Source organism: Pseudomonas sp. RT4P38 (assembly GCF_054897765.1).
Genome location: NZ_CM142703.1, coordinates 6,390,508 through 6,414,890 on the forward strand (window position 1 = coordinate 6,390,508; position 24,383 = coordinate 6,414,890).

Consider the following 24,383-nt stretch of genomic DNA (forward strand, 5'->3'; position numbering starts at 1 on the left):
CTCGCTCCCACAGGGAATCGCTGTGTCAGACGTTCTGGCGATCACCCTTTGGATCGAAGAACACCGAAGAAACGATTTCCGCTTCGATCACGCTGCCATCCGCCAACGGTGCGAACACGCGCTCACCGATGCGCTTCAAACCGCCCTTCACCACACCCATGGCAAACGAATAGCCGAGGGAGTTGTGCAGGTAGCTGGACGTCACGTGGCCGACCATCGTCATCGGAATCGCTTGCTTGGTGTTGAACACCAGTTGCGCGCCTTCCGGCAGCCATTTCGTCGGATCGATCGGCTTCAGGCCGACCAACTGTTTGCGCTGATCACGCACGCAGTCTTCACGGTTCATGCCACGCTGGCCGATCCATGAGAAAGGTTTAGTGCGACCGACGCACCAGCCCATGTTCAGGTCGTCCGGAGTCATCGAGCTGTCAGTGTCCTGACCGACGATGATGAAGCCCTTCTCGGCCCGCAGAACGTGCATGGTTTCAGTGCCATATGGCGTCAGGTTGTACTGCTTGCCAGCATCAACAATTTTTTCCAGTACGCCCATCGCATAGTCGGCTTGCACGTTGACTTCGTACGACAGTTCACCGGTAAACGAAATCCGGAATACCCGCGCCGGCACACCGCCGACCAGACCTTCTTTCCAGGTCATGAACGGGAACGCTTCGTTGCTCAGGTCGATGTCGGTGACTGCGCTGAGCAGCTTGCGGCTGTTCGGCCCGGACAAGGTCATGGTTGCCCAGTGATCCGTCACGGAGGTGAAGTACACCTTCAGGTCTGGCCATTCGGTCTGGTGGTAGATTTCCAGCCATTGCAGCACGCGTGCAGCGCCGCCGGTGGTGGTGGTCATCACGAAATGGTTGTCGGCGAGGCAGGCAGTTACGCCGTCGTCGAAGACCATGCCGTCTTCTTTGCACATCAGGCCGTAGCGAGCCTTGCCCACGTCGAGCTTGGTCCAGGCGTTGGTGTAGATGCGGTTGAGGAACTCACGGCAATCCGGGCCCTGGATGTCGATCTTGCCCAGGGTCGAAGCGTCCAGCAGGCCGACGCTGTCGCGCACGGCTTTGCATTCGCGCTTCACGGCAGTGTGCAGGTCTTCACCGTTTTTCGGGAAGTACCAAGGACGCTTCCACTGACCAACGTCTTCGAACTCGGCGCCGTTCTTCACGTGCCAGTGATGCAGCGCGGTGAAACGCACCGGTTCGAAGATGTGCCCACAGTGACGACCGGCCACGGCGCCGAAGGTCACCGGCGTGTAGTTCGGGCGGAACATGGTGGTGCCCATCTGCGGGATGGTCACGTTCAGCGAACGGGCGGCGATGGCCAGACCGTTGACGTTGCCGAGCTTGCCCTGGTCAGTACCGAAGCCCAGTGCGGTATAGCGTTTGACGTGCTCGACCGACTCGAAGCCTTCGCGGGTCGCCAGTTCGATGGCGGCGGCGGTGACGTCGTTTTGCAGGTCGACGAATTGCTTCGGCGCACGTGCGGTGTTCTTTTCGTGCGGCACCTGGAACAGCGCCAGTGTTGGCTCTTCCAGACGGCTCAGGGCTTTCGGCAAAGTGCCTTCGACCACACTGAAACCGGCTTCGCTGGCTGCGCGAGCGCCGCCTTCAAAACCATCGGCCAGGGAATCGCCGAGACCGTAGACGCCGTTGATGCCCCCGACACACACACGTTTCTGCGGTGCTTCGCCCGGTACGAAACCGAGGATGTCTTCACGCCAGATCGGCTTGCCACCCAAGTGCGACGCCAAGTGAACCACCGGGCTGTAACCGCCTGAGCTGGCAACCAGGTCGCATTCAAGCCACTCACCTGGGCTGGTCACGGTGTGTGCTTTGACATCGATCGCGGCAACGCGAGCGGCGGTCACGTGCTTGCTGCCACGGGCCTCGATCACGGCGCTGCCGGTCAGGATGCGGATGCCTTTGGCGCGTGCTTCTTCAACCAGCGCACCGCGCGGATTGCTGCGGGCATCGGCGATGGCGACGACTTGCAGGCTGGCGTCGAGCCAGTCCAGTGCCACGCGATAGGCGTGATCGTTGTTGGTCGACAGCACGAGCTTTTTGCCCGGTGCCACGCCATAACGACGCACGTAAGTCGACACAGCGCCGGCGAGCATGTTGCCCGGCACGTCGTTGTTGCCGTAAACCAGTGGACGCTCGTGAGCGCCGGTCGCCAGCACCACACGCTTGGCGCGAACACGGTGGATGCGCTGACGCACCTGGCCAATCGGGGCACGGTCGCCGAGGTGATCGGTGAGGCGCTCGTGAATGGTCAGGAAGTTATGGTCGTGGTAACCGTTAACCGTGGCGCGCGGCAACAGCAGCACGTCCGGGGTGTCCTTGAGTTCGGCGATGACACTGGCGACCCACTCGTTGGCAGGCTTGCCGTCGAGGCTTTCGCGGGAATCGAGCAGGCTGCCGCCGAACTCTTCCTGTTCATCGGCGAGGATTACGCGGGCACCGCTACGAGCGGCTGCCAGTGCGGCGGCCAGGCCAGCCGGGCCACCGCCGACGATCAGCACGTCGCAGTGCTGGTTCATGTAGTCGTAGGTGTCCGGATCGTTCTCGGTCGGCGAACGGCCAAGACCGGCGGCCTTACGAATGTACTTCTCGTAAGTCATCCAGAACGATTGCGGGTACATGAAGGTTTTGTAGTAGAAGCCCGGCGGCATCAGCTTGCCGCCGACCTTGCCGAGAATCCCCATCATGTCGTTGTTCACGCTCGGCCAGCCGTTGGTGCTGGTGGCGACTAAACCTTGATACAGCGCTTGTTGCGTGGCGCGTACGTTCGGGATCTGCGTGGCTTCGGTCGCTCCGATCTGCAGCACGGCGTTCGGTTCTTCCGCACCGGCGGCAAAGATCCCGCGCGGACGGGAGTACTTGAAGCTGCGACCGATGATGTCGACACCGTTGGCCAGCAGTGCAGCGGCCAGCGAATCGCCTTCAAAGCCTTTGTAGGTCTGGCCGTTGAAGGTGAAGCTCAGCACTTTGTTGCGGTCGATCCGTCCGCCGTTGGACAGGCGATTGATCTGGCTCATACCTTCTCTCCCAGAGCCGTCGTGGCCGCTTTCGGGCTATCGGTCTTGTCGGTGAACTGCGGCTTGGCGCCGATCTTATAGGTTTCGAGAATCTCGTAGGTCACGGTGTCACGGGTGGCGTTGAAATACTGACGGCAACCGGCGACGTGATCCCACAGCTCGTGGTGCAGACCGCGAGGGTTATCGCGGAAGAACATGTAGTCGCCCCACTCCTCATCGGTGCAGGTAGTCGGGTCCAGTGGGCGCGGGATGTGCGCCTGGCCAGATGCGTGGAATTCCTCTTCGGAGCGCAGCTCGCCGCAGTGAGGACAGAAGATATGCAACATGGGGATTTCTCCTGTTAGTGGGCAACCGCAGCAGCGCCGTGTTCATCGATCAACGCACCGTTGTGGAAACGGTCGATGGAGAAAGGTGCGGCCAATGGGTGCATTTCACCCTTGGCCAGACTCGCGGCAAAGACGTTGCCCGAGCCAGGTGTTGCCTTGAAGCCCCCGGTGCCCCAACCGCAGTTGAAGAACATGTTCGGCACCGGGGTTTTCGAGATGATCGGGCATGCGTCCGGCGTGGTGTCGACGATGCCGCCCCACTGACGGTTCATGCGTACGCGGGACAACACCGGGAACATCTCGACGATGGCCTGGATGGTGTGCTCGATCACCGGGTACGAACCGCGCTGGCCGTAGCCGTTGTAGCCGTCGATACCGGCGCCGATCACCAGGTCGCCCTTGTCGGACTGGCTGATGTAACCGTGTACGGCGTTGGACATGATCACGCTGTCGATAATCGGTTTGATCGGCTCGGACACCAGCGCTTGCAGCGGGTGGGATTCGATCGGCAGACGGAAACCGGCGAGTTTGGCCATGTGCCCGGAGTTACCGGCGGTCACTACACCGACGCGCTTGGCGCCGATGAAGCCTTTGTTGGTTTCAACACCGATGCACACGCCGTTTTCCTTGCGGAAGCCGATCACTTCGGTCTGTTGAATCAAGTCGACGCCCAGGGCGTCGGCAGCACGGGCAAAGCCCCACGCCACGGCATCGTGACGGGCCACGCCGCCGCGACGCTGGACGGTAGCGCCCATCACCGGGTAGCGAGTATTTTTCGAGCAGTCGAGGTACGGAATCTCGTCGGCAACCTGTTTGGCATCGAGCAGTTCGCCGTCCACGCCGTTGAGGCGGTTGGCGCTGACCCGACGCTCGGAATCACGAATGTCCTGCAGGGTGTGGCACAGGTTGTAAACGCCACGCTGGGAGAACATCACGTTGTAGTTCAGGTCCTGGGACAGGCCTTCCCACAATTTCATCGCGTGTTCGTACAGGTGCGCCGACTCGTCCCACAGGTAGTTGGAGCGAACGATGGTGGTGTTGCGCGCGGTGTTACCGCCGCCCAGCCAGCCTTTCTCGACCACGGCCACGTTGGTGATGCCGTGCTCTTTGGCGAGGTAGTAGGCGGTCGCCAGACCATGCCCGCCACCGCCGACGATGACCACGTCATAGACCTTTTTAGGGGTCGGCGTGCGCCACATCTTCTGCCAGTTTTCGTGATGGCTGAGGGAGTGTTTGAAGAGGCCGAAGCCCGAGTAGCGTTGCATAGTCATTTACTCCAAAACCGCGCTCAGCGATAAACCGGGAAGTCCGCGCACAGGGCCGAAACTTGCTGCGCAACATTGGCCTCGACATCGGCGTCGCCGAGGTTGTCGAGGATGTCGCAGATCCAGCCGGCAAGCGTGACGCACTGGGTAACCTTGAAGCCGCGAGTGGTCACCGCCGGGGTGCCGATGCGCAGGCCGGAGGTCACGAACGGCGACTGTGGATCGTTCGGGACAGCGTTCTTGTTCACGGTGATGTGGGCGCGACCGAGTGCTGCATCCGCCTCTTTACCGGTGAGACCCTGACGGATCAGGCTGACCAGGAACAGGTGGTTATCGGTACCGCCGGACACTACATCGTAGCCGCGTTTGATAAATACGCCGGCCATGGCCTGGGCGTTATCGATCACTTGTTGCTGGTAGGCCTTGAAACCAGGCTCCAAAGCTTCCTTGAAGCACACGGCTTTACCGGCAATCACGTGCATCAGCGGGCCGCCCTGGGCACCCGGGAAGACTGCCGCGTTGAGCTTCTTCTCGATTTCTTCGTTGGACTTGCACAGGATCAGGCCGCCACGTGGACCGCGCAGGGTCTTGTGGGTAGTGGTGGTGACCACATCGGCGTAAGGCAGCGGATTCGGATACAGGCCAGCAGCGACCAGACCGGCGACGTGGGCCATGTCGACGAACAGCAGGGCACCGACCTTGTCGGCGATCTGACGGAAGCGTGGGAAGTCGAGGGTCTTGGAGTAAGCAGAGAAGCCGGCAACGATCATCTTCGGCTTGCACTCGACGGCCAGGCGCTCGACTTCGTCGTAGTCGATCAGACCGGTTTTGGTGTCGATGCCGTACTGCACGGCGTTGTACAGCTTGCCCGAGGACGACACTTTGGCGCCGTGGGTCAAGTGACCGCCGTGGGCCAGGCTCATGCCCAGAATGGTGTCGCCGGCTTGCAGCAGAGCCAGGTAAACGGCGCTGTTGGCCGAGGAACCGGAGTGCGGCTGCACGTTGGCGTAATCGGCACCGAACAGTTGCTTGGCGCGTTCGATGGCCAGCGCTTCAACTTTATCGACGTGCTCGCAGCCACCGTAGTAGCGCTTGCCCGGATAGCCTTCGGCGTATTTGTTGGTCAGGCCACTGCCTTGCGCTTCCATGACGCGTTTGCTGGTGTAGTTCTCTGACGCGATCAGCTCGATGTGATCTTCCTGGCGTTGCTCCTCGGCATTCATCGCCGCCAGCAGTGCATCGTCGTAACCCTGGATCTGGTCTTGCTTGCTGAACATCGCGTCTCTCCCAGCGGCATCTATGCGCCATTCGTCTCGGTAAGGCACCGGTGTTTCGACAGTGCCCTTTGAATGCGATGGTATGACCGGCGCAGACAGGCCAAATGCCTACGGACGCCACGCAAAGGTGCGTTTACGACATGGCGGGAAATGGCATGCCGGACACACTCCTCAAATCAACAAGGAACCCCTGCGGGAGCGAGCTTGCTCGCGATGAGGCCGTCACGGTCAGCATTGATGTTGCCTGGCCCACAGCTATCGTCGGAACGCCGCCCGGAGCAAGCTCGCTCCCACAGGGTTTAGGCGATTGTCTGTCGCACTGCGAGTAACAGTAAAAAATGCAGCGGATACAGCGCGTACGCCCAGCGACGCATCGGCGGTGGAGGGTTGAGCCAGCCGGCGTGACGCAACAAAAGCAGGCCGGCCAGTGGCGCGATCAGACAAGCGGCGAGGCCTAGGATGGCTTCAACATTGTGAAACCGCGCGGAGGAATACAGCACTGGCCACTGATTGGCTGCCAGACAGACCAATCCCGGCAACAGGCTGAAATACCAGGGCCGCCTGATCACCAGCAACATCGCCAGTGGCAACAACACACCGAAGAAGCCGAACATCAGTCGCTCCGGGAACAGCGCCGCCAGCAGCAAGGCACCTGCCGCTAATAGTCGCGCTTGCAGGGTTCGGTCCTGCCAGCCACGGGCCACCAGCAACCCCAGCGCCAACGAGGGCAGGACGTTCAAGGTGTTGGGATCAGGAATGTACATCCGGTAGGGAATTTCGCTGATAGCGCTAAACAGCAGCAACCAGCCCAGATAACGCCACTGGCCGTCGGTCGCCACCGCGCGGGGCCGCGCCAGGTTTGCGGCCATCGCCAGACAGAACCACGGAAAGGCCAGCCTGCCCGGAACATACAGAATATCGACGGAATAACCGACATATCGCAGGTGATCGAGCACCATACTCAACAGCGCCAGCCACTTGAGCAGACCCAGTGCCCCATCCCTTTGCGTCATGTGCATAATTGCCCGGAGCCTTTGTATTTTTCTGACAGCATCATCCCGTGTGCTCTCCTGACGATCTTGGGTAAAGTGCGCACCATCATTGACCACGGAACTCTTCACCATAAGAGCCCCCCGAACACGGAAGCCGGCCATGACCGATAAGAGCCAACAATTCGCCAGCGACAACTATTCCGGTATCTGCCCTGAAGCCTGGGCTGCCATGGAACAGGCCAACCACGGCCACCAGCGCGCCTATGGCGACGACGAGTGGACCGCACGCGCGTCCGACGATTTCCGCAAACTGTTCGAAACCGACTGCGAAGTATTCTTCGCCTTCAACGGCACCGCGGCCAACTCCCTGGCCCTGTCGTCGCTGTGCCAGAGTTACCACAGCGTGATCTGCTCGGAAACCGCTCACGTCGAAACCGACGAATGCGGCGCACCGGAATTCTTTTCCAACGGCTCCAAGCTGCTCATCGCCCGCACTGAAAACGGCAAGCTGACCCCGGAATCGATCCGCGAAATCGCGCTCAAGCGCCAGGACATCCACTACCCGAAACCGCGCGTAGTCACCCTGACCCAGGCCACCGAAGTCGGCAGCGTCTACACCCCGGAAGAAATCCGCGCCATCAGCGCCACCTGCAAAGAGCTGGGCCTGAACCTGCACATGGACGGCGCGCGGTTCTCCAACGCCTGCGCTTTCCTCGGCTGCTCGCCAGCAGACCTGACCTGGAAGGCCGGCGTCGACGTGTTGTGCTTCGGCGGCACGAAAAACGGCATGGCGGTGGGGGAAGCGATTCTGTTCTTCAACCACAAACTGGCCGAAGACTTCGACTACCGCTGCAAACAGGCCGGGCAACTGGCCTCGAAGATGCGTTTCCTGTCGGCGCCGTGGGTCGGGATTCTGGAAAACGACGCCTGGCTCAAATACGCCCGCCACGCCAACCACTGCGCGCAGCTGTTGGCTGAACGGGTGAGCGACATTCCAGGCGTGGAACTGATGTTCCCGGTGCAGGCCAACGGCGTGTTCCTGCAACTCTCGGAGCCCGCCATCGCTGCACTGACGGCCAAGGGCTGGCGCTTCTACACCTTCATCGGCAACGGCGGCGCACGCTTCATGTGCTCGTGGGACACCGAAGAAGAACGCGTACGGGAACTGGCGGCGGATATTCGCGAGGTCATGTCCCGTTGATCCCCCGCCACTGATCGACTGATCGTTCCCACGCGTGGGAACGATCAATCGTGGCGCACGCCTTGGTCTACATTAATCCGCTCAGACAATAATAATCAGGAGCGCACGCATGTCCTTACAAGGCAAAACCCTGTTTATCACCGGCGCGAGTCGCGGGATTGGTCGTGAGATCGCGCTGCGGGCTGCGCGGGATGGGGCCAACATTGTGATTGCCGCTAAAAGCGCCGAGCCACACCCCAAGTTGCCAGGTACGATTTTCAGCGTGGCGAAGGAAGTTGAAGCGGCCGGCGGCCAAGTGCTGGCCTTGCAGGTGGATGTGCGTGATGAAGTCGCGGTGCGTGAGGCGCTGGCCCAGGCCCATGAACATTTCGGCGCCATTGATGCACTGATCAACAACGCCGGGGCAATCAAGTTGACCGGAGTCCAGCACATCGAACTCAAGCGCTTCGACCTGATGCACCAGATCAACACCCGCGCCGTGCTGCTGTGCAGTCAGGCCGCCCTGCCCTATCTGAAGAAAAGCGGCGGACATATCCTCAGCCTTTCCCCGCCACTGAATCTGGCGAGCAAATGGTTTGCTCAATACAGCCCCTACACGGTGACCAAATACGGTATGAGCATGCTGACATTGGGCATGAGTGAGGAATTCAAGAACTACGGCATCAGCGTCAATTCCCTGTGGCCGCAGACGATGATCGCCACCGCCGCCATCGAGTTTCAGCTCGGGTCACGCGAGTCGTTCAAGCATGCGCGCACGCCCGCAATCATGGCGGATGCCGCCCATGTGATTCTGAGCAGCAGCGGTCGCAGCATTACTGGGCGATTGCTGATTGATGAGGAAATTCTGCGGGAGCATGGCGTGACCGAATTCGAACATTACCGCTTCGAGCCCGGCACCAACGACAAGCTGATGCCAGACTTGTTTGTGGACTGAAATACTTACCCTTGCTCGCGATAGCGGTAGGTCAGCCAACATAGATGTTGAATGTACCGCCGTCATCGCGAGCAAGCTCGCTCCCACAGGTTCCGCGGCGTGTATCAGAACTCAATCCGCACATCACCCTTCGGCACGCTGCAGCACGAAAGAATAAACCCCTCGGCCTCATCTTCCTCGGTGATCCCGCCGTTGTGATCCATTTCGACCTCCCCGCCCAGCTTCATCACCTTGCAAGTCCCACAAATCCCCATCCCGCACGCCTTCGGAATCAACAGACCCAGCTTGGCCGCCGCCGCATGCACGGTTTCACCCGGTGCAACACGAATGCTCTTGCCGGACGCGGTGAATTCCACCTGGTGCAGGTCCGCCACGTCGATGTCCGGTGCATCTGCGGCGATTTCGGCTTGTTCCACCGCATCGGCACGGGCTTCCGGTGGTGTAGCACCGAACGACTCCTCGTGATAACGCGACATGTCGAAGCCGACCGCTTCGAGCATGCGCTTGACCGCGTTCATATACGGCGTCGGGCCGCAGCAGAACACTTCGCGCTCCATGAAGTCCGGCGCCATCAGTTCGAGCATCTTGTGGTTCAGGTAACCGCGATATCCGGCCCACGGCTCGCCCAGACCATGCTTCTCGCAGATCAGGTGCAGGCTGAAGTTATCGATCCGCGACGCCATGTGTTCCAGTTCGCGGTGGTAAATGATGTCTTTCGGCGAACGGGCGCTGTGGATAAACACCATGTCGACGTTGCCGTTAGTGTCATAGAACCAGCGAGCCATCGACATGACCGGCGTGATACCAACGCCACCGCTGAGGTACAGAACTTTCGGCGCAGTGAAGTCCATGGCGTTGAACAGCCCGACCGGCCCGTGCACGGCCAGCTCCTGGCCTTCGTGCAGGGTGTCGTGCAGCCAGTTCGAAACCTTGCCGCCCGGTACGCGCTTGATCGTCACCGAAAAGCTGTACGGCACCGATGGCGAGCTGGAAATGGTGTAGGAGCGCATGATCGGCACGCCTTCGATTTCCAGCTCCAGGGTGACAAACTGCCCCGGTTTAAAGAAGAACAAAATCGGCTGGTCAGCCATAAAGCAGAAGGTGCGCACATCCCAGGTTTCCTGGATGACTTTGACGCAACGGACGATGTGTCGACCATTGGCCCAGGTCTGGGTGGTTACCGGATTCAGGAAGCTGTTGGACATGCTGTTCTCCACCGCCGATGGTCGGCCTTATGTTGGCGATTCTGCGTAACGCGCGAACCACCCATTTACCTATCTGCGACATTCACATACTTATCGCGACCAGCCCGCATCTACCGGGGGTTGCGCGTCGGGAACAGATTGGGCCATGTCGCCCATGGATAAGGTTCCGGGCAACGGCGGCCCCACACTCGCTCCATACCAAGACACAATCTTTACACCTTGCGTAGCAAACCTGATTAGCCACTTTCGCCGGCCACACAGAATGGCCTTGAGGATCAAATCGATGGACGTCACCGCAAAACTTAGCCTGGGCGATCCGCTGGAACCCGCACGCAAGGCCACCGCGCAGATGCTTCAAGAGCGCGAACGCACTTTCTCGCTGCCGCAGCCGTTTTACTCTGACGAGCGGCTGTTTGATATCGACATGCAGGAAATCTTCCAGAAAGAGTGGTTGATCGCCGGCATGACCTGCGAGATCCCGACCAAGGGCAACTACCTGACCCTGCAAGTCGGCAAGAACCCGATCATCGTGATTCGCGGGGCCGACGGCGTGGTCCATGCGTTCCACAACGTCTGCCGCCACCGCGGTTCGCGTCTGTGCACCAGTGAAAAAGGCAAAGTCGCCAAACTGGTCTGCCACTACCACCAGTGGACGTATGAGCTGGACGGTCGCCTGCTGTTCGCCGGCACCGAGATGGGCGCCGACTTCGACATGAAGGAGTACGGCCTCAAGCCGGTGAACGTGAAGACCGCTGGCGGTTACATCTTCATCAGCCTGTCGGAGAACCCGCCAGCCATTGATGACTTCCTGTCGACGCTGACCCATTACATGGAACCGTACGACATGGAGAACACCAAGGTGGCGATCCAGACCACCTTGTTCGAAAAAGCCAACTGGAAACTGGTGCTGGAAAACAACCGCGAGTGCTATCACTGCAACGCGTCGCACCCGGAACTGCTGAAAACCCTGCTGGAATGGGACGACGTCACCGACCCGCGTGCCGATCAGGCCTTCAAGGACCACGTCGCCGCCTCCGCTGCCGCCTGGGAAGCCGAGAAGATCCCTTACGCGCACGCCAGCTTCGGCCTGCGTAACCGCATCGTGCGCATGCCGCTGCTCAAGGGCACCGTGTCGATGACGATCGACGGCAAACAGGGTTGCGCCAAACTCATGGGCCGCATCAAGAACCCGGACCTGGGTTCGATGCGCATCCTGCACCTGCCGCACTCCTGGAACCACTGCATGGGCGACCACATCATCGTGTTCACCGTGTGGCCGATCAGCGCCCAGGAAACCATGGTCACCACCAAGTGGATCGTGCACAAGGATGCGGTCGAAGGCGTGGACTACGACGTGGAACGCATGCGCAAGGTGTGGGATGCGACCAACGACCAAGACCGTCGCCTGGCCGAAGAGAACCAGCGCGGCATCAACTCCACGGCTTACCAGCCAGGGCCTTACTCCAAGACCTATGAATTTGGTGTGGTGAACTTTGTGGATTGGTACAGCGAGCGCTTGCTAAACAACCTGGGGGCTGAACCTGCGCCTTACCTCAAAGGCGTGCCGGTTCAAGGCTGACCGACCCCGCTGAGACAAAAAACCGCGAACAAGTTTCGCGGTTTTTTATTGTTCAAATTTCGATCGATTGCTTTAGAGCTGCCACGGGTGTGGGGCTGTAGAGGTTCGCGAACAAGTTATCCACACCTTCACCCACAGCAAATGGGGACAACTCGTTTTACAGCGAAAACTTTCTCCACAGAAACCGAAGAAAATCCGTGACTTATCCAGAAGCAGGGTTTTGAACTGCGATTGGTTGTTTTTTGATCGAAAGCCTGTAATGCACGAATTACTTGGCCTGCAGAGGATGGCGAACACCTTATCCACAGAAGCGCCAACAGACTTTGGGGGCAACTTTGCCGGATCTGTGGAAAACCGTTGGAGGCCGCGATAAATCGGGGTTTGCGCGAGGTTTATCGATCGAAAACGATGATTTGATCGTTTTTTGATCACTCGCCTGATAAGCCCGTTTTACATGGCCTGTAGCGGACAGCGAACATCTTATCCACAGATGCGCTAACAGAGATTGGGGGCAAGTATTGGCTCGCGTACAAAGTTATCCTCTGGAAAAAGCGTGAAAAAACCGCGGGTTAGGCTGGTTGTTTTTTGTACGAAGGGTTGCAGGGCTTGATTTGTATGGGGTGTAGCGAAGGGCGAACATGTTATCCACAGAAGCGCTAACAGGGATTGTGGATAAATGCGTTTACCAGTGGCCAGAACCTCAAACGGCCGAAACGACTGAAAACCGCGGCTGGAGAATTTTCTGAAATAAGTGATCTATAAATACTTCATAACCTTGCGTGGTTTATGTTCGTTTTGGGGCAGCCGTTGTGACCAGCCCTATAACACCTATATAAAGGCTGATGCTAGCAACACCAGGTATCGTATCGGGCACATATGAGACATTTACAAATATACCCAATAGTGAGGAAAGTAATAGAAGGAGGTTTGATGAACAAAAAATAACCAGTTTCATACCAAAAGAATGGGATTTGAGAATTTTCGAAAAAAGCATACCCAGACCAACAAACACGATTGCTACAAAGCCTATGGCTTCCAGTGCTACCGTATAAATAACCGCTGGAGATAAACCCGCAGTATCAGAAAGGTCTTTCGGGTTCGCAGGAACATGTACTGCTGCGGATAACAAGCAGAACCAAGCTCCGATGAACAGAACAACTGAGATGAGTAGGCGTGTATACGAAGGCATAGATAATGTCCCTGTTAAGATGCAGTGTTGGTCGCCAATGTAAGCACGACCAATTTATGCGAATATCGCACTAAATATTTGAAAATTTAAAATGGTCCAATGTGCATTTTATAGACGGTGGAAATTGATATTAACGGTCGATAGCAATCACATTAGTGCCTTGTATAGCAATCTCATAGGGTTTTGCATTTAAATATTTCTCGACAGCAGCAAGCACACTTGTAGCATTCTCACCTATTGCGGTGCGCCACGTACCCGTATTCGCGTCATATATATCATTGTAAGCTCGTGCCCCTCCATTGAAAGACAGTCTTCCGTTTTCGTGTTTCGTGATTGTGCCTTCAATCTTTAAAGTGATGTTACCAAGCCACACCCCAGTCACCCAAGAGTTCGAGGCTGTGTCGTATGGCACCTTATCCAAAGCAATGGCAGTTCGACCCAGTGGAGCAACAGCAAACGCTGACTCTAGGGAAACTCTGAAGAAGACTTCCAAATCTGGTGAAATACCCGCCTGACACGAACACGACGGTTGAGTCCCGATGAAACAGATGTCCTTCGCCGATGCCGAGTATGCCGGCAAACGTAAGCAGACCCGCCGCGAGCGCTTCTTGATCGAGATGGATCAGGTGGTGCCCTGGAAGGGCTTGGTTAATTTGATCGAGCCGCATTATCCAAAGGGCGAAGGGGGCCGTCCGGCGTATCCATTGATGGCCATGTTGCGGGTTCACTTGATGCAAAACTGGTTCGGCTACAGCGATCCGGCGATGGAAGAAGCGCTCTATGAGACTACAATTTTGCGCCAGTTTTCGGGGCTGCACCTGGATCGGATCCCCGATGAAACCACGATCCTCAACTTCCGGCGTCTGCTGGAAAAACATGAGTTGGCCGGTGGGATTTTGCAGGTCATCAACGGTTATCTTGGCGACCGAGGGTTGATGCTACGTCAGGGCACGGTGGTCGATGCGACGATCATTCACGCGCCGAGTTCGACCAAGAACAAGGACAGTAAACGCGATCCCGAAATGCACCAAACCAAGAAAGGGAATCAGTATTTTTTTGGTATGAAAGCGCACATCGGCGTCGATGCCGAATCCGGCTTGGTGCATAGCCTGGTGGGCACGGCGGCCAATGTGGCGGACGTGACGCAGGTCGATCAGTTGCTGCACGGTGAGGAAACTTACGTGTGTGGCGACGCCGGTTACACCGGCGTGGACAAACGTCCCGAGCATCAGGATCGCAAGATGATCTGGTCGATTGCCGCCCGACCAAGCAGCTATAAAAAGCACGCAAAAAAGAGCCTGATCGGGCGCATGCGACGCAAGATCGAATACGCGAAAGCGCAGGTGCGGGCCAAGGTTGAGCATCCGTTTCGCGTGATCAAGCGCCAGTTTGGTTATACGAAAGTGCGCTTTCGTGGCTTGTCGAAAAACATCGCTCAACAGACAACCTTGTTCGCTTTGTCGAATCTGTGGATGGTGCGAAAACGGTTGATGGGGATGGGCGAGGTGCGTCTGTAATGCGGGCTAATCGCCCTGAAACAGCGCGATCAGAGGAAAGAACCGTGAATTAAGGACAAGAAGGGCTGTTTTTCGACCGATTCATTTTTTTTGAACCTCAAGTAGTGAAGGCATCAAAAATCGGTGGGTACTTCAGACCTTCCCTAGCATCGGAATAGCCGTACCAGAAAGATTTAGACCCAAACTATTGATGTTGGTCTTAGCTGCAGTTCCGTTGCCATACAGAAAATGACCAAAGGCAGCAATTGGAGTTAGCGTACCGCCAGACAGGCCCGTGGATTCAGGTACAGAACCTGCTTTGAAATTACGCGAGGTGTAATTCAAAGCTTGTGCTGGTGACATATTAGGATTCAAGCAAATATAGTTATCAGCAAAAGGGATCGCTTGCATGTCACGCACAATGGAAGTGACAATGCCTACAGCAGCCCCATTTCTAATAGAAGCCTGTTGCTCATTAGTGATCTTTATGATCATCTCTCGCCACATACCTTGGCTGTAGAGTTCGTTCCGTTCTTGTTGCTGCGCAATAAAAACCATTGCTGGATTGGGTGCCGGCCAAGCACCGCCTGGTGCCATCGGGCTATAGCCAGGAGCAGTTGCAGTGACCTTTAGAGGAGGAAGTACGATTCCATTGTTCATCTGTTATTTCCTACGAAGTTTTATGATTTTTCGCAGCAGGTGCTGCATGTAATTCGCTCGTAGGCGATCGTTCGAGGCTCGAGGCCTTCACATGATTCAACGTGCCACATCGGGAACATTTGATCTGGAACTCGGTAAACTCACCGACTCTGGCTAGTAGCCGTTTACAATTGCCGCATCTACATTCTTTCAACATCTGCAAGGCCTTTTGTTGAGTGACCCTCCTCATGATTAAGCGCCGAACACCGGAGAACCACGCAAAATACTGCTGCTTAGAATCAAGTAACAGCGGATGAAAAAAATATATATCAACGAAAACAATTGAACAAGATCATGGCTATTCAGCTGGGAGGCCTATTCCTGAGCCTTGTAGGACGCCCTACGATTGAATTTAAACGACGACAAGTCCTGCCAAAATCGGAGCAACCTACTGATATACAACCAAGACTGCTCGAATAAATCCGAATAAAACGCGCGAATACTGCAATCGATAAACGTCTTAAGGCACCCCCAACACGAAACGCCTTACACCAATAATAAAATGAGCTGACAGATAATATTCTTTTTACCCACGAAAAAATCCAATCGAATGTTAGATCCTGTTGAAACACGATCGGCCCGAGTCGATGTCCAGATTCAACTCATGGTCATTGAATGCACCCCACCCAAGCAAAAGCGAAGGCACGTACTGACCCAGCAACAACGACGGTGGAATCGTAAAGTCCGGGTAGTAGTGGTAGGTGATCAATTGGATATGTCCCGCCAGGCTCAATTCACCCTTGAAGGTTTGGGAACGCGGTTTATCGGTGATATGAATGGGTGAGTTGCCCGGCGAGGACGACGTCAGGTAATCAACATTGCCGGTGTCGATAATCGCCGGCGTGGCCCGACGATCCAGGCGTGCGGCAATGGTCAGTCTTTGATTGATGTCGATACGCGCATAGGTGATTCGCGAATCACATCGCGCGGGAGGTTCGGCGTTAACCTCCAGCGTCTTTTTGGTGACCTTCAAACGCCCCAACTTACCGAGCAAATCGAGCCCCAGTAAGTTTTCCCGGTCGCTGACAAACACCAGGACGTTTCTGAACTCGCTTGAGCCTGTCTTTAAAGACTCAAAGATCCCCAGTTTGGCAGACAGGTCACGTTCACCATAAAACGTGCTGTAGCCATAGTGAGAGTCGGTTAATAACCTGATACCCATCAGCTTCGCGGTGTCGTGGTCGACCCGGGTTTGCGGTGCGCCGGTGTCCAGAATGAAGCGTGACGAGGCACCATTGGCCGCTTTGACATCGAGATAGGGCAGCACCTCGTCAGTCACGTGACTGTCACTGGCGTAAGGATGGATGACAAGTACCTCGTGCCGCTTCGCTCTTGTCACCGAAAAATCGCCGCCCGCCCGCAGGGTCGCGAGGGATTCGCCGCCGAACATGGAAAACATCGCGTTGAGTTCAGGGTCATTCGCGATTGCCTGAGCGTGACGATGCTTGATCGCCAGATAGTATTCGGGAATCTGGTTTGCGGTTTTGGCCTCGAACATTCGGGCGAGAACAGACACTGAACAATTCAGGTTTTTTTCAGCATCCAACACCTTGGCGCATTGCTGCTTCATTTGCGCCAAGGACGCTTTTTGTCCCTGTTCGGACTCTAACCATGTGTAGAAATCCGGAGCTGCTGGCGTGGTATCAGCCATCGCACTTGATGCTGCACAGATAAAAAATGCAAGCAGCACCAGAGACGACTTTGAATACACGCCGCCGATCAGACATGTCTCACGCCGACTGACCGCTTTCATGTTCAACCCATTCTTGAAAACGAGTTTTATGAACTAGCGCTGCGGCAACCCTGAGCAGCTCATAGAGAAATGTAGCTCACTAGGGCCGATACATCAGATAGGCCTCACCCGTGACCCGAATCATTGGATGCGGTGTGATCTGGCAGGTATCGACGACACGGAAGCCATGTCGTTCGTAGAACCGGCGGGCGCCGGTGTTCACGGCGTAGTCGATCAGGCTCAAGCCATTGAGCCCAAGCTGGTTGGCACGGTCGTAGGCGTAGGCGAGGAATTGCTTGCCCAGCCCCTGATTTCGCCAGCCTTCATGCAGCGCCAGGCTGGAAATATAGAGGGTGTCGGGAATTTCCATCCTGGCATACGGCGCCAGGACCGGATCTGTCACGGGGGCCGCCAGCGGATCGTGACGCATCACGTAGCTGTGCATCATGCCAATGACGTTTCCCTCGGCCTCGGCAATGAGGCAGTTCTGCCAGGAAAAATCCACGTCCTCACGGGCGTAGCGACTGGCACCCACATCCAGCAAGTCCTGACCGGGCTGCGCCAGTTGACTCCAGATGTAATCCGCAGCGCCTTCTGATGAAATCTGAAACAAACGAGCAATCTCCCGCGCATCCGCGCGCAGGGCCGAACGAAATTCAACTGCCATATACCGGGCTCCACAGGACCGTTAGCGGACGACGCCTTCTTCGATCAACAACTTGAGAATCGCTTCAGCCCCAGCCTCCGCACTCAACCCTTTCAGCACTTGTCCGCCTCCACCGCTGGCCTTGGCCGTCGCGGCTTTCATCCGGTCCGCGCCACTCTTGGCCTTGATCACCTTCAAGCGTTTAGGCCGTGGCTTGGCCGGTTGCAGGGTGGCGAGCGCCAGCAGTTCATCGTCGATCACTTCGACTTCATCCGCCTGCAACACCCCGCGTCGGGCCGGGCCGTAAGCGCTCTGCCGAGGTTTCGGCGCAGCGTTATCCACAGTGGCGAGAAACGGTAGCCGCACTTTCAGACGACGGCGTTGACCACGTGGCAAGGCTTGCAGCACCAGCGCCGAACCGCCATCGATGGATTCAACTTGAGCCAGCCCTATGACTAGCGGCCAGCCCAGATTTTCCGCCAGCAGGAACGGCAACATTCCCGAGCCTTCGCCGGTTTCCGCCTGGCTGCCGGTCAGCACAACCTGAGCCCCGGCATCACGCAAATACGCGGTCAATGCCGGCAGTGCATCGGCGCCTTCCGGTTGCTCAAGCACATGCAGTTGTTCCAGGCCCATGCCCAGATACGCGCGTAGCGCTGGTTCCGCAACATCGCCGGCATGCAGCACTTGCAGGTTATCCCCAGCCAGTTGCAGACCCAGCTCCACCGCCCGCGCATCCTGCTCCGCGCGACGTGGCCGGCCGGAGGTCGGGTGGGCGCCGATGGACACCAGGCTGATGATTTTCGTGCTCATAACCCTTTCCTTTCCTTAAGCCGCATCGCGCTTGGCTTCATTGCGGTAAGCCTCTACCGCATCGATCAAGGCTTGAAGAATCTCGGCGCTCTCGCCGATCACCGACAGGTCGGCCCGTTTGATCATGTCGCAGCCAGGATCGAGGTTGATCGCCACCACCTTGTCGCAGGCACCGATGCCTTGCAGGTGCTGGATCGCCCCGGAAATCCCCACCGCCACGTAAACCCGCGCGGTAACCCAGGTGCCGGACGCACCGACCTGACGGTCGCGCGCCATGAAGCCATCGTCCACCGCCACTCGGGACGCGCCTTCGGTAGCGCCCAGCGCTTCGGCGGTCCTGTGGAAAAGTCCCCAGTCCTTGACCCCGTTGCCGCCGGAGAAGATGAATTCGGCTTCGGCCATCGGAATCGCCGCCGGGTCCACTGCCACTGCGCCCAAATCCTCGATGCGCGAGAGACTGCGCGCCACCGTTGTGGATAACTCCACCGGCAAGGCTTCGTGACGGGTTTCGCTGACCGGTTCGGCGCATTCGACGGCGGCCAGAATCAACCGAGCGACCGGGCGCGCAAGGTCTTGCAAACCCGCACCGGCGCGGCCGATGCATTCCTGATCCTTGACCTGCCAGACTCGCGTGGCCGGGCGTTCGCCCAGTGCTGCGGCAAAGCGTCGACCGAGTTCACCCCCCCCGCTGCGGCTGTCCGGCAGTAACCAGTGACGCGGGCTGAACTGGTTATCCACAGCCCGCAGGCCCTGGACTCGTTGTTCCGGTGCATAACCGCTGAATTCGTCGCCTTCCAATACCAGCAAGCGGTCGACGCCCGCCGTAGCGAATGCGTTTTCCTTGTGTTCGCCGAAGACCACGGCCAACACGGCACCGTCGTTGCCGGCCAACTGATGAGCCAGACCGAGCAAGTCGCGGTCGTGGCTGCTCAAGCGGCCGCCGACCATGTCCGGCACCACGCTGATGTAAAACGCAGGTTGCGGCACTTGGTGCAGCGGCAATTGCACTTCAACCGCGGCCGAGCGTTTGCTCGCCCCGCCCTGTTGAGCGCCGCTGCGGTCGATCCGTTTGATGCCGTTGGGGCCGATAAAACCGATGCCATGGGGATTCTTGCGGATGATGCCATTAGGTCCCATCCAGCTGTGCTGCGCCGGTTGCATGGCTGCGTGCAGCGGGTGCAGACGGTTGCGGGCGATCCATTCGGCGCGTGGGTCGCGGCGGATAATGTCGCTCATCAGTGGGCCTCCGCAGGTTCACGTTGGGCCGGTGTGGTCGGCTTAGGCGCAGCGTCTTCAAGCAACGCGTCCGCCACCAGTTCGGCGATGTCCTTGATCAGCGGTCGCGGTTCGACCACGCCTTCGAGCATCGCAGTGCATTGTGGACAACCCACAGCCACCAGTTCGGCGCCGGTTTCGCGGATGTCTTCCATGCGCATGTCGGGGATCCGTTGTTTGCCTGGAATGTCGGTAATCGGCGCACCGCCGCCACCGCCGCAGCAGCGCGAGCGGAAACCGGAGCGTTGCATTTCCTTGATCTCGATCCCGAGGGCGCGCAGTACTTCACGCGGTGCCTCGTATTCGCCGTTGTAACGGCCGAGGTAGCACGGGTCGTGATAGGTCACGCTGCTGCCTTTGTGCTGGCCGAGATTCAGGGCGCCAGCGCCGATGATTTCGGCCATGTAGGTGCTGTGGTGCTGCACGAGGTAGTTGCCGTCGAAGGCGCCGTACTCGTTTTTCAGCACGTGGAAGCTATGCGGATCGCAGGTGACGATGCGGTTGAAGCTGTATTTGGCCAGGGTCTGGATGTTGCGTTTGGCCAACAACTGGAACGTCGCTTCATCGCCCAGACGTCGGGCCACGTCACCGCTGTCGCGTTCTTCGAGGCCCAGTACGGCGAAGTCGACCTTGGCTGCTTTCAGCACTTTGACGAAGGCGCGCAAGGTGCGCTGGTTGCGCATGTCGAAGGCACCGTCGCCGACCCAGAACAGCACGTCGACCGATTTCTTCTCGCTGAGCAGGTTCAGGTTCAAATCCGCCGCCCAGTTCATCCGCCCGCCCGGCGCGAAACCGCCAGGGTTGTCGGTGGCGATCAGGTTTTCGAGGACTTCGGCACCTTTGTTCGGGGTCGCGCCTTTTTCCAGAGTCAGGTGACGGCGCATGTCGACGATGGCGTCGACGTGCTCGATCATCATCGGGCACTCCTCGACGCAGGCGCGACAGGTGGTGCAGGACCAAAGAGTCTCGGCGTCCACCAGACCGTTGACGATCGGTTGATGCGGGTTGCCGGCGTGCTCGCCGATTGGCTTCCCAGGATATGGGCTGCCAGCGAACTTGGCGTCGGTGCCACCGGCAAGGCCGACCACCATGTCCTGAATCAGTTTTTTCGGGTTCAGCGGCTGGCCGGCGGCGAACGCCGGGCACGCGGCTTCGCACTTACCGCACTGCACGCAGGCGTCGAAGCCGAGCAGTTGGTTCCAGGTGAAATCCTTGGGTTTTTCCACGCCCAGTGGCGCGGTCGGATCGTTCAGGTCCAGTGGTTTCAAACCGGTGGAACGACCGCCGCCAAAACGTTCGGCGCGACGGTGCCAGGCCAGGTGCAGGGCACCGGCGAAGGCGTGCTTCATTGGCCCGCCCCAAGTCATGCCGAAGAACAGTTCGCTGACGCCCCACAGCACACCGACGCCGAGGATCGCAGCCAGCACCCAACCACCGAAGTTTTCCGGAAGGATGCCCGCCACCGGCAGGGTCAACAGGAAGAAGCTCGCAGAGAACGCCAACAGGCTTTTCGGCAGGCGCATCCATGGCCCTTTGGACAGGCGAGCCGGTGGGTTGCGACGGCGCAGAAACATGAAAATCGCACCGACGAACATCACCGCCGAAGCAATCAACAGGGCAACACCGAGAATGCGACTGTGCAGGCCGAAACCGTGAACCAGAATCGCCAGCACCATCGACGCCACCGCACCGCCAGCCGTGGCGACGTGAGTGTTGGCGATGTATTTGTCCCGCGCGACGACATGGTGCAAGTCGACCATGTAGCGCTTGGGCATGGCGAACAGGCCGCCGATCAGGTCGACTTTCGAAGCTCGACCTCGGCGCCACATAGCCACCCGCCGCAACGCGCCCAGGACAGCAAGTCCGGTGGCTGCGAACAACAGGATTGGAAGAAGGGTGTTCAACATGTGGAGCTCCCAAAGACCGCAGGGTCTTGCAGGCCAAACTACCTGGATGCCTTGCTCGAATCCCTGTAGGAGCGAGGCTTGCCCGCGAAGGCGATGGATCAGCCGACGTCAATGTTGAATGTCAGTCGGCCTTCGCGGGCAAGCCTCGCTCCTACAGGGTTATCCACAAGCTCTTAGAAATCCTTGCACAACCGCAGGGCGTCGTAGATCGCCGCGTGGGTGTTGCGCTGGGCGACGCAGTCGCCGATGCGGAACAGCAAGTAACCGTCACCCGCCTGGCTCAGCGAAGGTTGCGGCTTGATCGCGAACAGGGCTTCGATGTCCATCTGGCCTTTGTTGCGCGAACCTTCCTTCAGGGCGTAGTAGATTTCTTCGTCCGGACGTACGCCGTTTTCGACGACGACCTGGTCCACCACCCGCTCCTCTTTGGCGCCGGTGTATTCGTTTTCCAGCACCGCCACCAGCTTGTCGCCTTCGCGGTAGACCTTCTCCAGCATCATGTCCCCGGTCATGATCACTTCTTTGGGGTACATGCTGCGGTAGTACGTCGGGAACGAGGTGCCGCCAATCGCTACGCCCGGTTTGATGTCGTCGGTGACGATCTCGACCTGGCTGCCCTTGTCGGCGAGGAAGTCGGCGGTCGACATACCGGTGAATTCGCAAATGGTGTCGTAGACCAGCACATTCTTGCCCGGTGCGACCTTGCCATCGAGGATGTCCCAGCTACTGACCACCAGGCCTTCAGCCGCGCCCCAATGTTCGTTCTGCTCCAGGAATGGATGACCGCCGACGGCGAGCACCACCACGTCCGGACGCAAGTCCAGAATAGTTGCCGCATCGGCCGCCACGCCCAGGCGCAGGTCGACTTTCAAACGCGCCAGCTCAAGCTGGAACCAGCGAGTGATGCCGGCAATCTGGTCACGCTGTGGCGCTTTCGAGGCAGTGGTGATCTGCCCGCCGATGAACTCTTTTTTCTCGAACAGGGTCACGTCGTGGCCACGTTCGGCGGACACGCGAGCGGCTTCCATCCCGGCAGGGCCGGCACCGACCACCACAACTTTGCGCTTCACACCGCTCGACTTCTCGATGATGTGCGGCACGCCCATGTATTCACGGGAGGTCGCGGCGTTCTGGATGCACAGGACGTCCAGGCCCTGGTACTGACGGTCGATGCAGTAGTTTGCGCCGACGCATTGTTTGATCTGGTCGACCTGACCCATTTTGATCTTGGCGATCAGGTGCGGGTCGGCGATGTGGGCGCGGGTCATGCCGACCATGTCCACGTAGCCGCCTTCCAGAATACGGGTCGCCTGGTTCGGGTCCTTGATGTTCTGCGCGTGCAAAACAGGGGCCTTGACCACTTCTTTGATACCGGCAGCCAGGTGCAGGAACGGCTCCGGTGGATAACTCATGTTCGGAATAACGTTGGCCAGGGTGTTGTGGGTGTCGCAACCTGAGCCCACGACACCGATGAAGTCGATCATGCCAGTGTCGTCGTAGTACTTGGCGATCTGCTTCATGTCCTCGTGGGACAAGCCGTCCGGGTGGAATTCGTCACCGCACAGACGGATGCCGACGCAGAAATCCGGGCCGACTTCAGCCCGCACAGCCTTGATCACTTCCAGGCCGAAACGCATGCGGTTCTCGAAACTGCCGCCCCATTCGTCAGTACGCTTGTTGACCCGCGGGCTCCAGAACTGGTCGATCATGTGCTGGTGCACTGCCGACAGTTCGACGCCGTCCAGGCCACCGGCCTTGGCGCGGCCAGCCGCAGTGGCGTAGTTGCCGATTACCCGCCAGATTTCTTCAGGCTCGATGGTTTTGCAGGTCGCACGGTGCACCGGTTCACGGATGCCCGAAGGCGACAGCAGGGTTGGCCAATGCTCGCCGTCCCAACGGGAACGACGGCCCATGTGGGTAATCTGGATCATGATCTTGGCGCCATGCTTGTGCATGGCATCGGCCAGATTCTGGAAGTGCGGAATGATCCGGTCGTCGGCCAGGTTGACCGACTTCCACCAGCCCTGCGGACTGTCGATGGCCACGCTGGAGGAACCGCCGCAGATCGCCAGGCCGATCCCGCCCTTGGCTTTCTCTTCGTAATACTTGACGTACCGGTCGGTGGTCATGCCGCCGTCGGTGGCGTAGACCTCGGCGTGCGCGGTGCTGAGCACGCGGTTACGGATGGTCAGTTTGCCGATCTGGATCGGCTGGAACATTGCTTCGAAAGCCATGGCGGGGTCCTCGACTTACAACGGCTTGACGGTGAACAAACCGTCGTCGTGGCCTTCTTCGGAGCCACCGTAGACTTGTTCGGCAACCGTGCGAATGTTGCTGCCGCGGGCTTGCAGAATCTGGTCCATGGCACCGGCAAACCAGCCGGTGAACATGTAGTCGACCTTACGTCCGACCTTGCCGTACACGTAGACGAACGCCGAGTGTTCGAGCTTGACGCTGGCGGTGCCTTTGTCGAGGTCGATGTCCTGGATCTTGAACAGGCCCCAGCCGCGTTGCGACAGGCGCTTCATGTAGTGCTCGAACACCGCAACGCCTTCCAGGCCGTGGCACTCAGCTTCTTTTTCACACCAGTGCCAGGCGGATTTATAGCCGGCCTTGTAGAGAATTTCGGCGTAGGCGTCGGCGCCCAGCACTTCCTCGATGCCCATGTGGTTGTTGACGAAGAAGTGACGCGGCACATACAGCATTGGCAGGGCGTCGGAGGTCCAGACACCGGTTTCGCTGTCGACTTCGATTGGCAATTGCGGGGCGATCTTGGCCATGGAAACTTAACTCCAGAAAATTCG

Annotated in this window: 21 protein-coding genes; 4 read left to right on the top strand and 17 right to left on the bottom strand. The window is 58.4% G+C overall.

Going from position 1 to position 24,383, the window contains the following annotated elements; translation table 11 throughout:
* Positions 1 to 25: 25 nt before the first annotated feature.
* The 5 genes from ACYZT7_RS29810 to ACYZT7_RS29830 form a co-directional block, all read right to left on the bottom strand.
* Positions 26 to 3,043: a sarcosine oxidase subunit alpha gene (locus tag ACYZT7_RS29810; RefSeq protein WP_462039255.1), complete on the bottom strand. Its 3,018-nt coding sequence runs from the start codon at positions 3,041 to 3,043 to the stop codon at positions 26 to 28.
* The gene (locus ACYZT7_RS29815; RefSeq protein WP_131060659.1) at positions 3,040 to 3,369 is read right to left on the bottom strand and encodes a sarcosine oxidase subunit delta; all 330 of its coding nucleotides are present in this window, start codon (positions 3,367 to 3,369) and stop codon (positions 3,040 to 3,042) included. The genes ACYZT7_RS29810 and ACYZT7_RS29815 overlap by 4 nt, the downstream gene beginning before the upstream one ends.
* 14 nt (positions 3,370 to 3,383) lie before the next feature.
* Positions 3,384 to 4,634, bottom strand: a complete 1,251-nt coding sequence (locus tag ACYZT7_RS29820; protein ID WP_007947735.1) for a sarcosine oxidase subunit beta — start codon at positions 4,632 to 4,634, stop codon at positions 3,384 to 3,386.
* A 23-nt stretch (positions 4,635 to 4,657) separates the two neighbouring features.
* Positions 4,658 to 5,911: a serine hydroxymethyltransferase gene (glyA, locus tag ACYZT7_RS29825; protein ID WP_033053962.1), complete on the bottom strand. Its 1,254-nt coding sequence runs from the start codon at positions 5,909 to 5,911 to the stop codon at positions 4,658 to 4,660.
* Positions 5,912 to 6,210: 299 nt separating this feature from the next.
* On the bottom strand, positions 6,211 to 6,930 hold the full coding sequence (locus ACYZT7_RS29830; protein WP_462039256.1) for a TraX family protein: 720 nt from the start codon (positions 6,928 to 6,930) through the stop codon (positions 6,211 to 6,213).
* Positions 6,931 to 7,063: 133 nt separating this feature from the next.
* Between ACYZT7_RS29830 and ACYZT7_RS29835 the strand changes: the two genes are divergently transcribed.
* Positions 7,064 to 8,104 (top strand): threonine aldolase family protein, encoded by a 1,041-nt coding sequence (locus ACYZT7_RS29835; RefSeq protein ID WP_462039257.1) that lies wholly within the window; start codon positions 7,064 to 7,066, stop codon positions 8,102 to 8,104.
* Between the two features lie 109 nt (positions 8,105 to 8,213).
* Positions 8,214 to 9,038 carry an SDR family oxidoreductase gene (locus tag ACYZT7_RS29840; protein WP_462039258.1) on the top strand — a complete coding sequence of 275 codons (825 nt, stop codon included), beginning with the start codon at positions 8,214 to 8,216 and terminating at the stop codon, positions 9,036 to 9,038.
* 104 nt (positions 9,039 to 9,142) lie between these two features.
* Here ACYZT7_RS29840 and gbcB read toward each other — a convergent pair whose 3' ends face one another.
* Positions 9,143 to 10,243, bottom strand: coding sequence for a glycine-betaine demethylase subunit GbcB (gene gbcB, locus ACYZT7_RS29845; protein WP_129440532.1), 1,101 nt, complete (start codon positions 10,241 to 10,243; stop codon positions 9,143 to 9,145).
* 283 nt (positions 10,244 to 10,526) lie between these two features.
* Here gbcB and gbcA point away from each other — a divergent pair, with 283 nt between their 5' ends.
* Complete coding sequence (gene gbcA, locus ACYZT7_RS29850) at positions 10,527 to 11,822, top strand: glycine-betaine demethylase subunit GbcA (protein WP_462039259.1); 1,296 nt, start codon at positions 10,527 to 10,529, stop codon at positions 11,820 to 11,822.
* 784 nt (positions 11,823 to 12,606) lie between these two features.
* Here gbcA and ACYZT7_RS29855 read toward each other — a convergent pair.
* Positions 12,607 to 13,011, bottom strand: coding sequence for a hypothetical protein (locus ACYZT7_RS29855; RefSeq protein WP_462039260.1), 405 nt, complete (start codon positions 13,009 to 13,011; stop codon positions 12,607 to 12,609).
* A 130-nt stretch (positions 13,012 to 13,141) separates the two neighbouring features.
* Complete coding sequence (locus ACYZT7_RS29860) at positions 13,142 to 13,591, bottom strand: lipid II-degrading bacteriocin (protein WP_462039261.1); 450 nt, start codon at positions 13,589 to 13,591, stop codon at positions 13,142 to 13,144.
* Here ACYZT7_RS29860 and ACYZT7_RS29865 point away from each other — a divergent pair.
* Entirely contained in the window at positions 13,551 to 14,528 is a 978-nt protein-coding gene (locus tag ACYZT7_RS29865) for an IS5 family transposase (protein WP_462039262.1), read from the top strand. The two genes, ACYZT7_RS29860 and ACYZT7_RS29865, sit on opposite strands and share 41 nt — an antisense overlap.
* A gap of 132 nt (positions 14,529 to 14,660) precedes the next feature.
* Here the strand turns inward: ACYZT7_RS29865 and ACYZT7_RS29870 are convergent, their stop codons facing one another.
* The 9 genes from ACYZT7_RS29870 to ACYZT7_RS29910 all read right to left on the bottom strand — a co-directional run bounded on the left by ACYZT7_RS29870 (position 14,661) and on the right by ACYZT7_RS29910 (position 24,359).
* On the bottom strand, positions 14,661 to 15,167 hold the full coding sequence (locus tag ACYZT7_RS29870; RefSeq protein ID WP_462039263.1) for a lipid II-degrading bacteriocin: 507 nt from the start codon (positions 15,165 to 15,167) through the stop codon (positions 14,661 to 14,663).
* Between the two features lie 10 nt (positions 15,168 to 15,177).
* Positions 15,178 to 15,363, bottom strand: a complete 186-nt coding sequence (locus ACYZT7_RS29875) for a Com family DNA-binding transcriptional regulator (RefSeq protein WP_462039264.1) — start codon at positions 15,361 to 15,363, stop codon at positions 15,178 to 15,180.
* A 396-nt stretch (positions 15,364 to 15,759) separates the two neighbouring features.
* Entirely contained in the window at positions 15,760 to 16,959 is a 1,200-nt protein-coding gene (locus tag ACYZT7_RS29880; RefSeq protein ID WP_462039265.1) for a retroviral-like aspartic protease family protein, read from the bottom strand.
* Positions 16,960 to 17,038: 79 nt separating this feature from the next.
* Positions 17,039 to 17,605, bottom strand: coding sequence for a GNAT family N-acetyltransferase (locus ACYZT7_RS29885; RefSeq protein WP_462039266.1), 567 nt, complete (start codon positions 17,603 to 17,605; stop codon positions 17,039 to 17,041).
* Positions 17,606 to 17,626: 21 nt separating this feature from the next.
* The gene (etfB, locus tag ACYZT7_RS29890) at positions 17,627 to 18,397 is read right to left on the bottom strand and encodes an electron transfer flavoprotein subunit beta (protein WP_462039267.1); all 771 of its coding nucleotides are present in this window, start codon (positions 18,395 to 18,397) and stop codon (positions 17,627 to 17,629) included.
* Positions 18,398 to 18,412: 15 nt separating this feature from the next.
* Positions 18,413 to 19,633 carry an electron transfer flavoprotein subunit alpha gene (gene etfA, locus ACYZT7_RS29895; RefSeq protein ID WP_462039268.1) on the bottom strand — a complete coding sequence of 407 codons (1,221 nt, stop codon included), beginning with the start codon at positions 19,631 to 19,633 and terminating at the stop codon, positions 18,413 to 18,415.
* A complete protein-coding gene (gene dgcB / locus ACYZT7_RS29900) occupies positions 19,633 to 21,579 on the bottom strand; it encodes a dimethylglycine demethylation protein DgcB (RefSeq protein WP_462039269.1) in 1,947 nt (648 codons plus the stop codon). The genes etfA and dgcB overlap by 1 nt, the downstream gene beginning before the upstream one ends.
* Before the next feature lie 173 nt (positions 21,580 to 21,752).
* Positions 21,753 to 23,813 (bottom strand): dimethylglycine demethylation protein DgcA, encoded by a 2,061-nt coding sequence (gene dgcA, locus ACYZT7_RS29905; RefSeq protein WP_462039270.1) that lies wholly within the window; start codon positions 23,811 to 23,813, stop codon positions 21,753 to 21,755.
* Between the two features lie 15 nt (positions 23,814 to 23,828).
* Positions 23,829 to 24,359 carry a DUF5943 domain-containing protein gene (locus ACYZT7_RS29910; protein ID WP_003194877.1) on the bottom strand — a complete coding sequence of 177 codons (531 nt, stop codon included), beginning with the start codon at positions 24,357 to 24,359 and terminating at the stop codon, positions 23,829 to 23,831.
* Positions 24,360 to 24,383: the final 24 nt, after the last annotated feature.

Excerpts from the sequence above, each read along its gene's own strand:
- ACYZT7_RS29810 (WP_462039255.1), bottom strand. The coding sequence starts at position 3,043 with ATGAGCCAGATCAATCGCCTGTCCAACGGCGGACGGATCGACCGCAAC.
- ACYZT7_RS29815 (WP_131060659.1), bottom strand. The coding sequence starts at position 3,369 with ATGTTGCATATCTTCTGTCCTCACTGCGGCGAGCTGCGCTCCGAAGAG.
- ACYZT7_RS29820 (WP_007947735.1), bottom strand. The coding sequence starts at position 4,634 with ATGCAACGCTACTCGGGCTTCGGCCTCTTCAAACACTCCCTCAGCCAT.
- glyA (WP_033053962.1), bottom strand. The coding sequence starts at position 5,911 with ATGTTCAGCAAGCAAGACCAGATCCAGGGTTACGACGATGCACTGCTG.
- ACYZT7_RS29830 (WP_462039256.1), bottom strand. The coding sequence starts at position 6,930 with ATGCACATGACGCAAAGGGATGGGGCACTGGGTCTGCTCAAGTGGCTG.
- ACYZT7_RS29835 (WP_462039257.1), top strand. The coding sequence starts at position 7,064 with ATGACCGATAAGAGCCAACAATTCGCCAGCGACAACTATTCCGGTATC.
- ACYZT7_RS29840 (WP_462039258.1), top strand. The coding sequence starts at position 8,214 with ATGTCCTTACAAGGCAAAACCCTGTTTATCACCGGCGCGAGTCGCGGG.
- gbcB (WP_129440532.1), bottom strand. The coding sequence starts at position 10,243 with ATGTCCAACAGCTTCCTGAATCCGGTAACCACCCAGACCTGGGCCAAT.
- gbcA (WP_462039259.1), top strand. The coding sequence starts at position 10,527 with ATGGACGTCACCGCAAAACTTAGCCTGGGCGATCCGCTGGAACCCGCA.
- ACYZT7_RS29855 (WP_462039260.1), bottom strand. The coding sequence starts at position 13,011 with ATGCCTTCGTATACACGCCTACTCATCTCAGTTGTTCTGTTCATCGGA.
- ACYZT7_RS29865 (WP_462039262.1), top strand. The coding sequence starts at position 13,551 with ATGAAACAGATGTCCTTCGCCGATGCCGAGTATGCCGGCAAACGTAAG.
- ACYZT7_RS29870 (WP_462039263.1), bottom strand. The coding sequence starts at position 15,167 with ATGAACAATGGAATCGTACTTCCTCCTCTAAAGGTCACTGCAACTGCT.
- ACYZT7_RS29875 (WP_462039264.1), bottom strand. The coding sequence starts at position 15,363 with ATGTTGAAAGAATGTAGATGCGGCAATTGTAAACGGCTACTAGCCAGA.
- ACYZT7_RS29880 (WP_462039265.1), bottom strand. The coding sequence starts at position 16,959 with ATGAAAGCGGTCAGTCGGCGTGAGACATGTCTGATCGGCGGCGTGTAT.
- ACYZT7_RS29885 (WP_462039266.1), bottom strand. The coding sequence starts at position 17,605 with ATGGCAGTTGAATTTCGTTCGGCCCTGCGCGCGGATGCGCGGGAGATT.
- etfB (WP_462039267.1), bottom strand. The coding sequence starts at position 18,397 with ATGAGCACGAAAATCATCAGCCTGGTGTCCATCGGCGCCCACCCGACC.
- etfA (WP_462039268.1), bottom strand. The coding sequence starts at position 19,633 with ATGAGCGACATTATCCGCCGCGACCCACGCGCCGAATGGATCGCCCGC.
- dgcB (WP_462039269.1), bottom strand. The coding sequence starts at position 21,579 with ATGTTGAACACCCTTCTTCCAATCCTGTTGTTCGCAGCCACCGGACTT.
- dgcA (WP_462039270.1), bottom strand. The coding sequence starts at position 23,813 with ATGGCTTTCGAAGCAATGTTCCAGCCGATCCAGATCGGCAAACTGACC.
- ACYZT7_RS29910 (WP_003194877.1), bottom strand. The coding sequence starts at position 24,359 with ATGGCCAAGATCGCCCCGCAATTGCCAATCGAAGTCGACAGCGAAACC.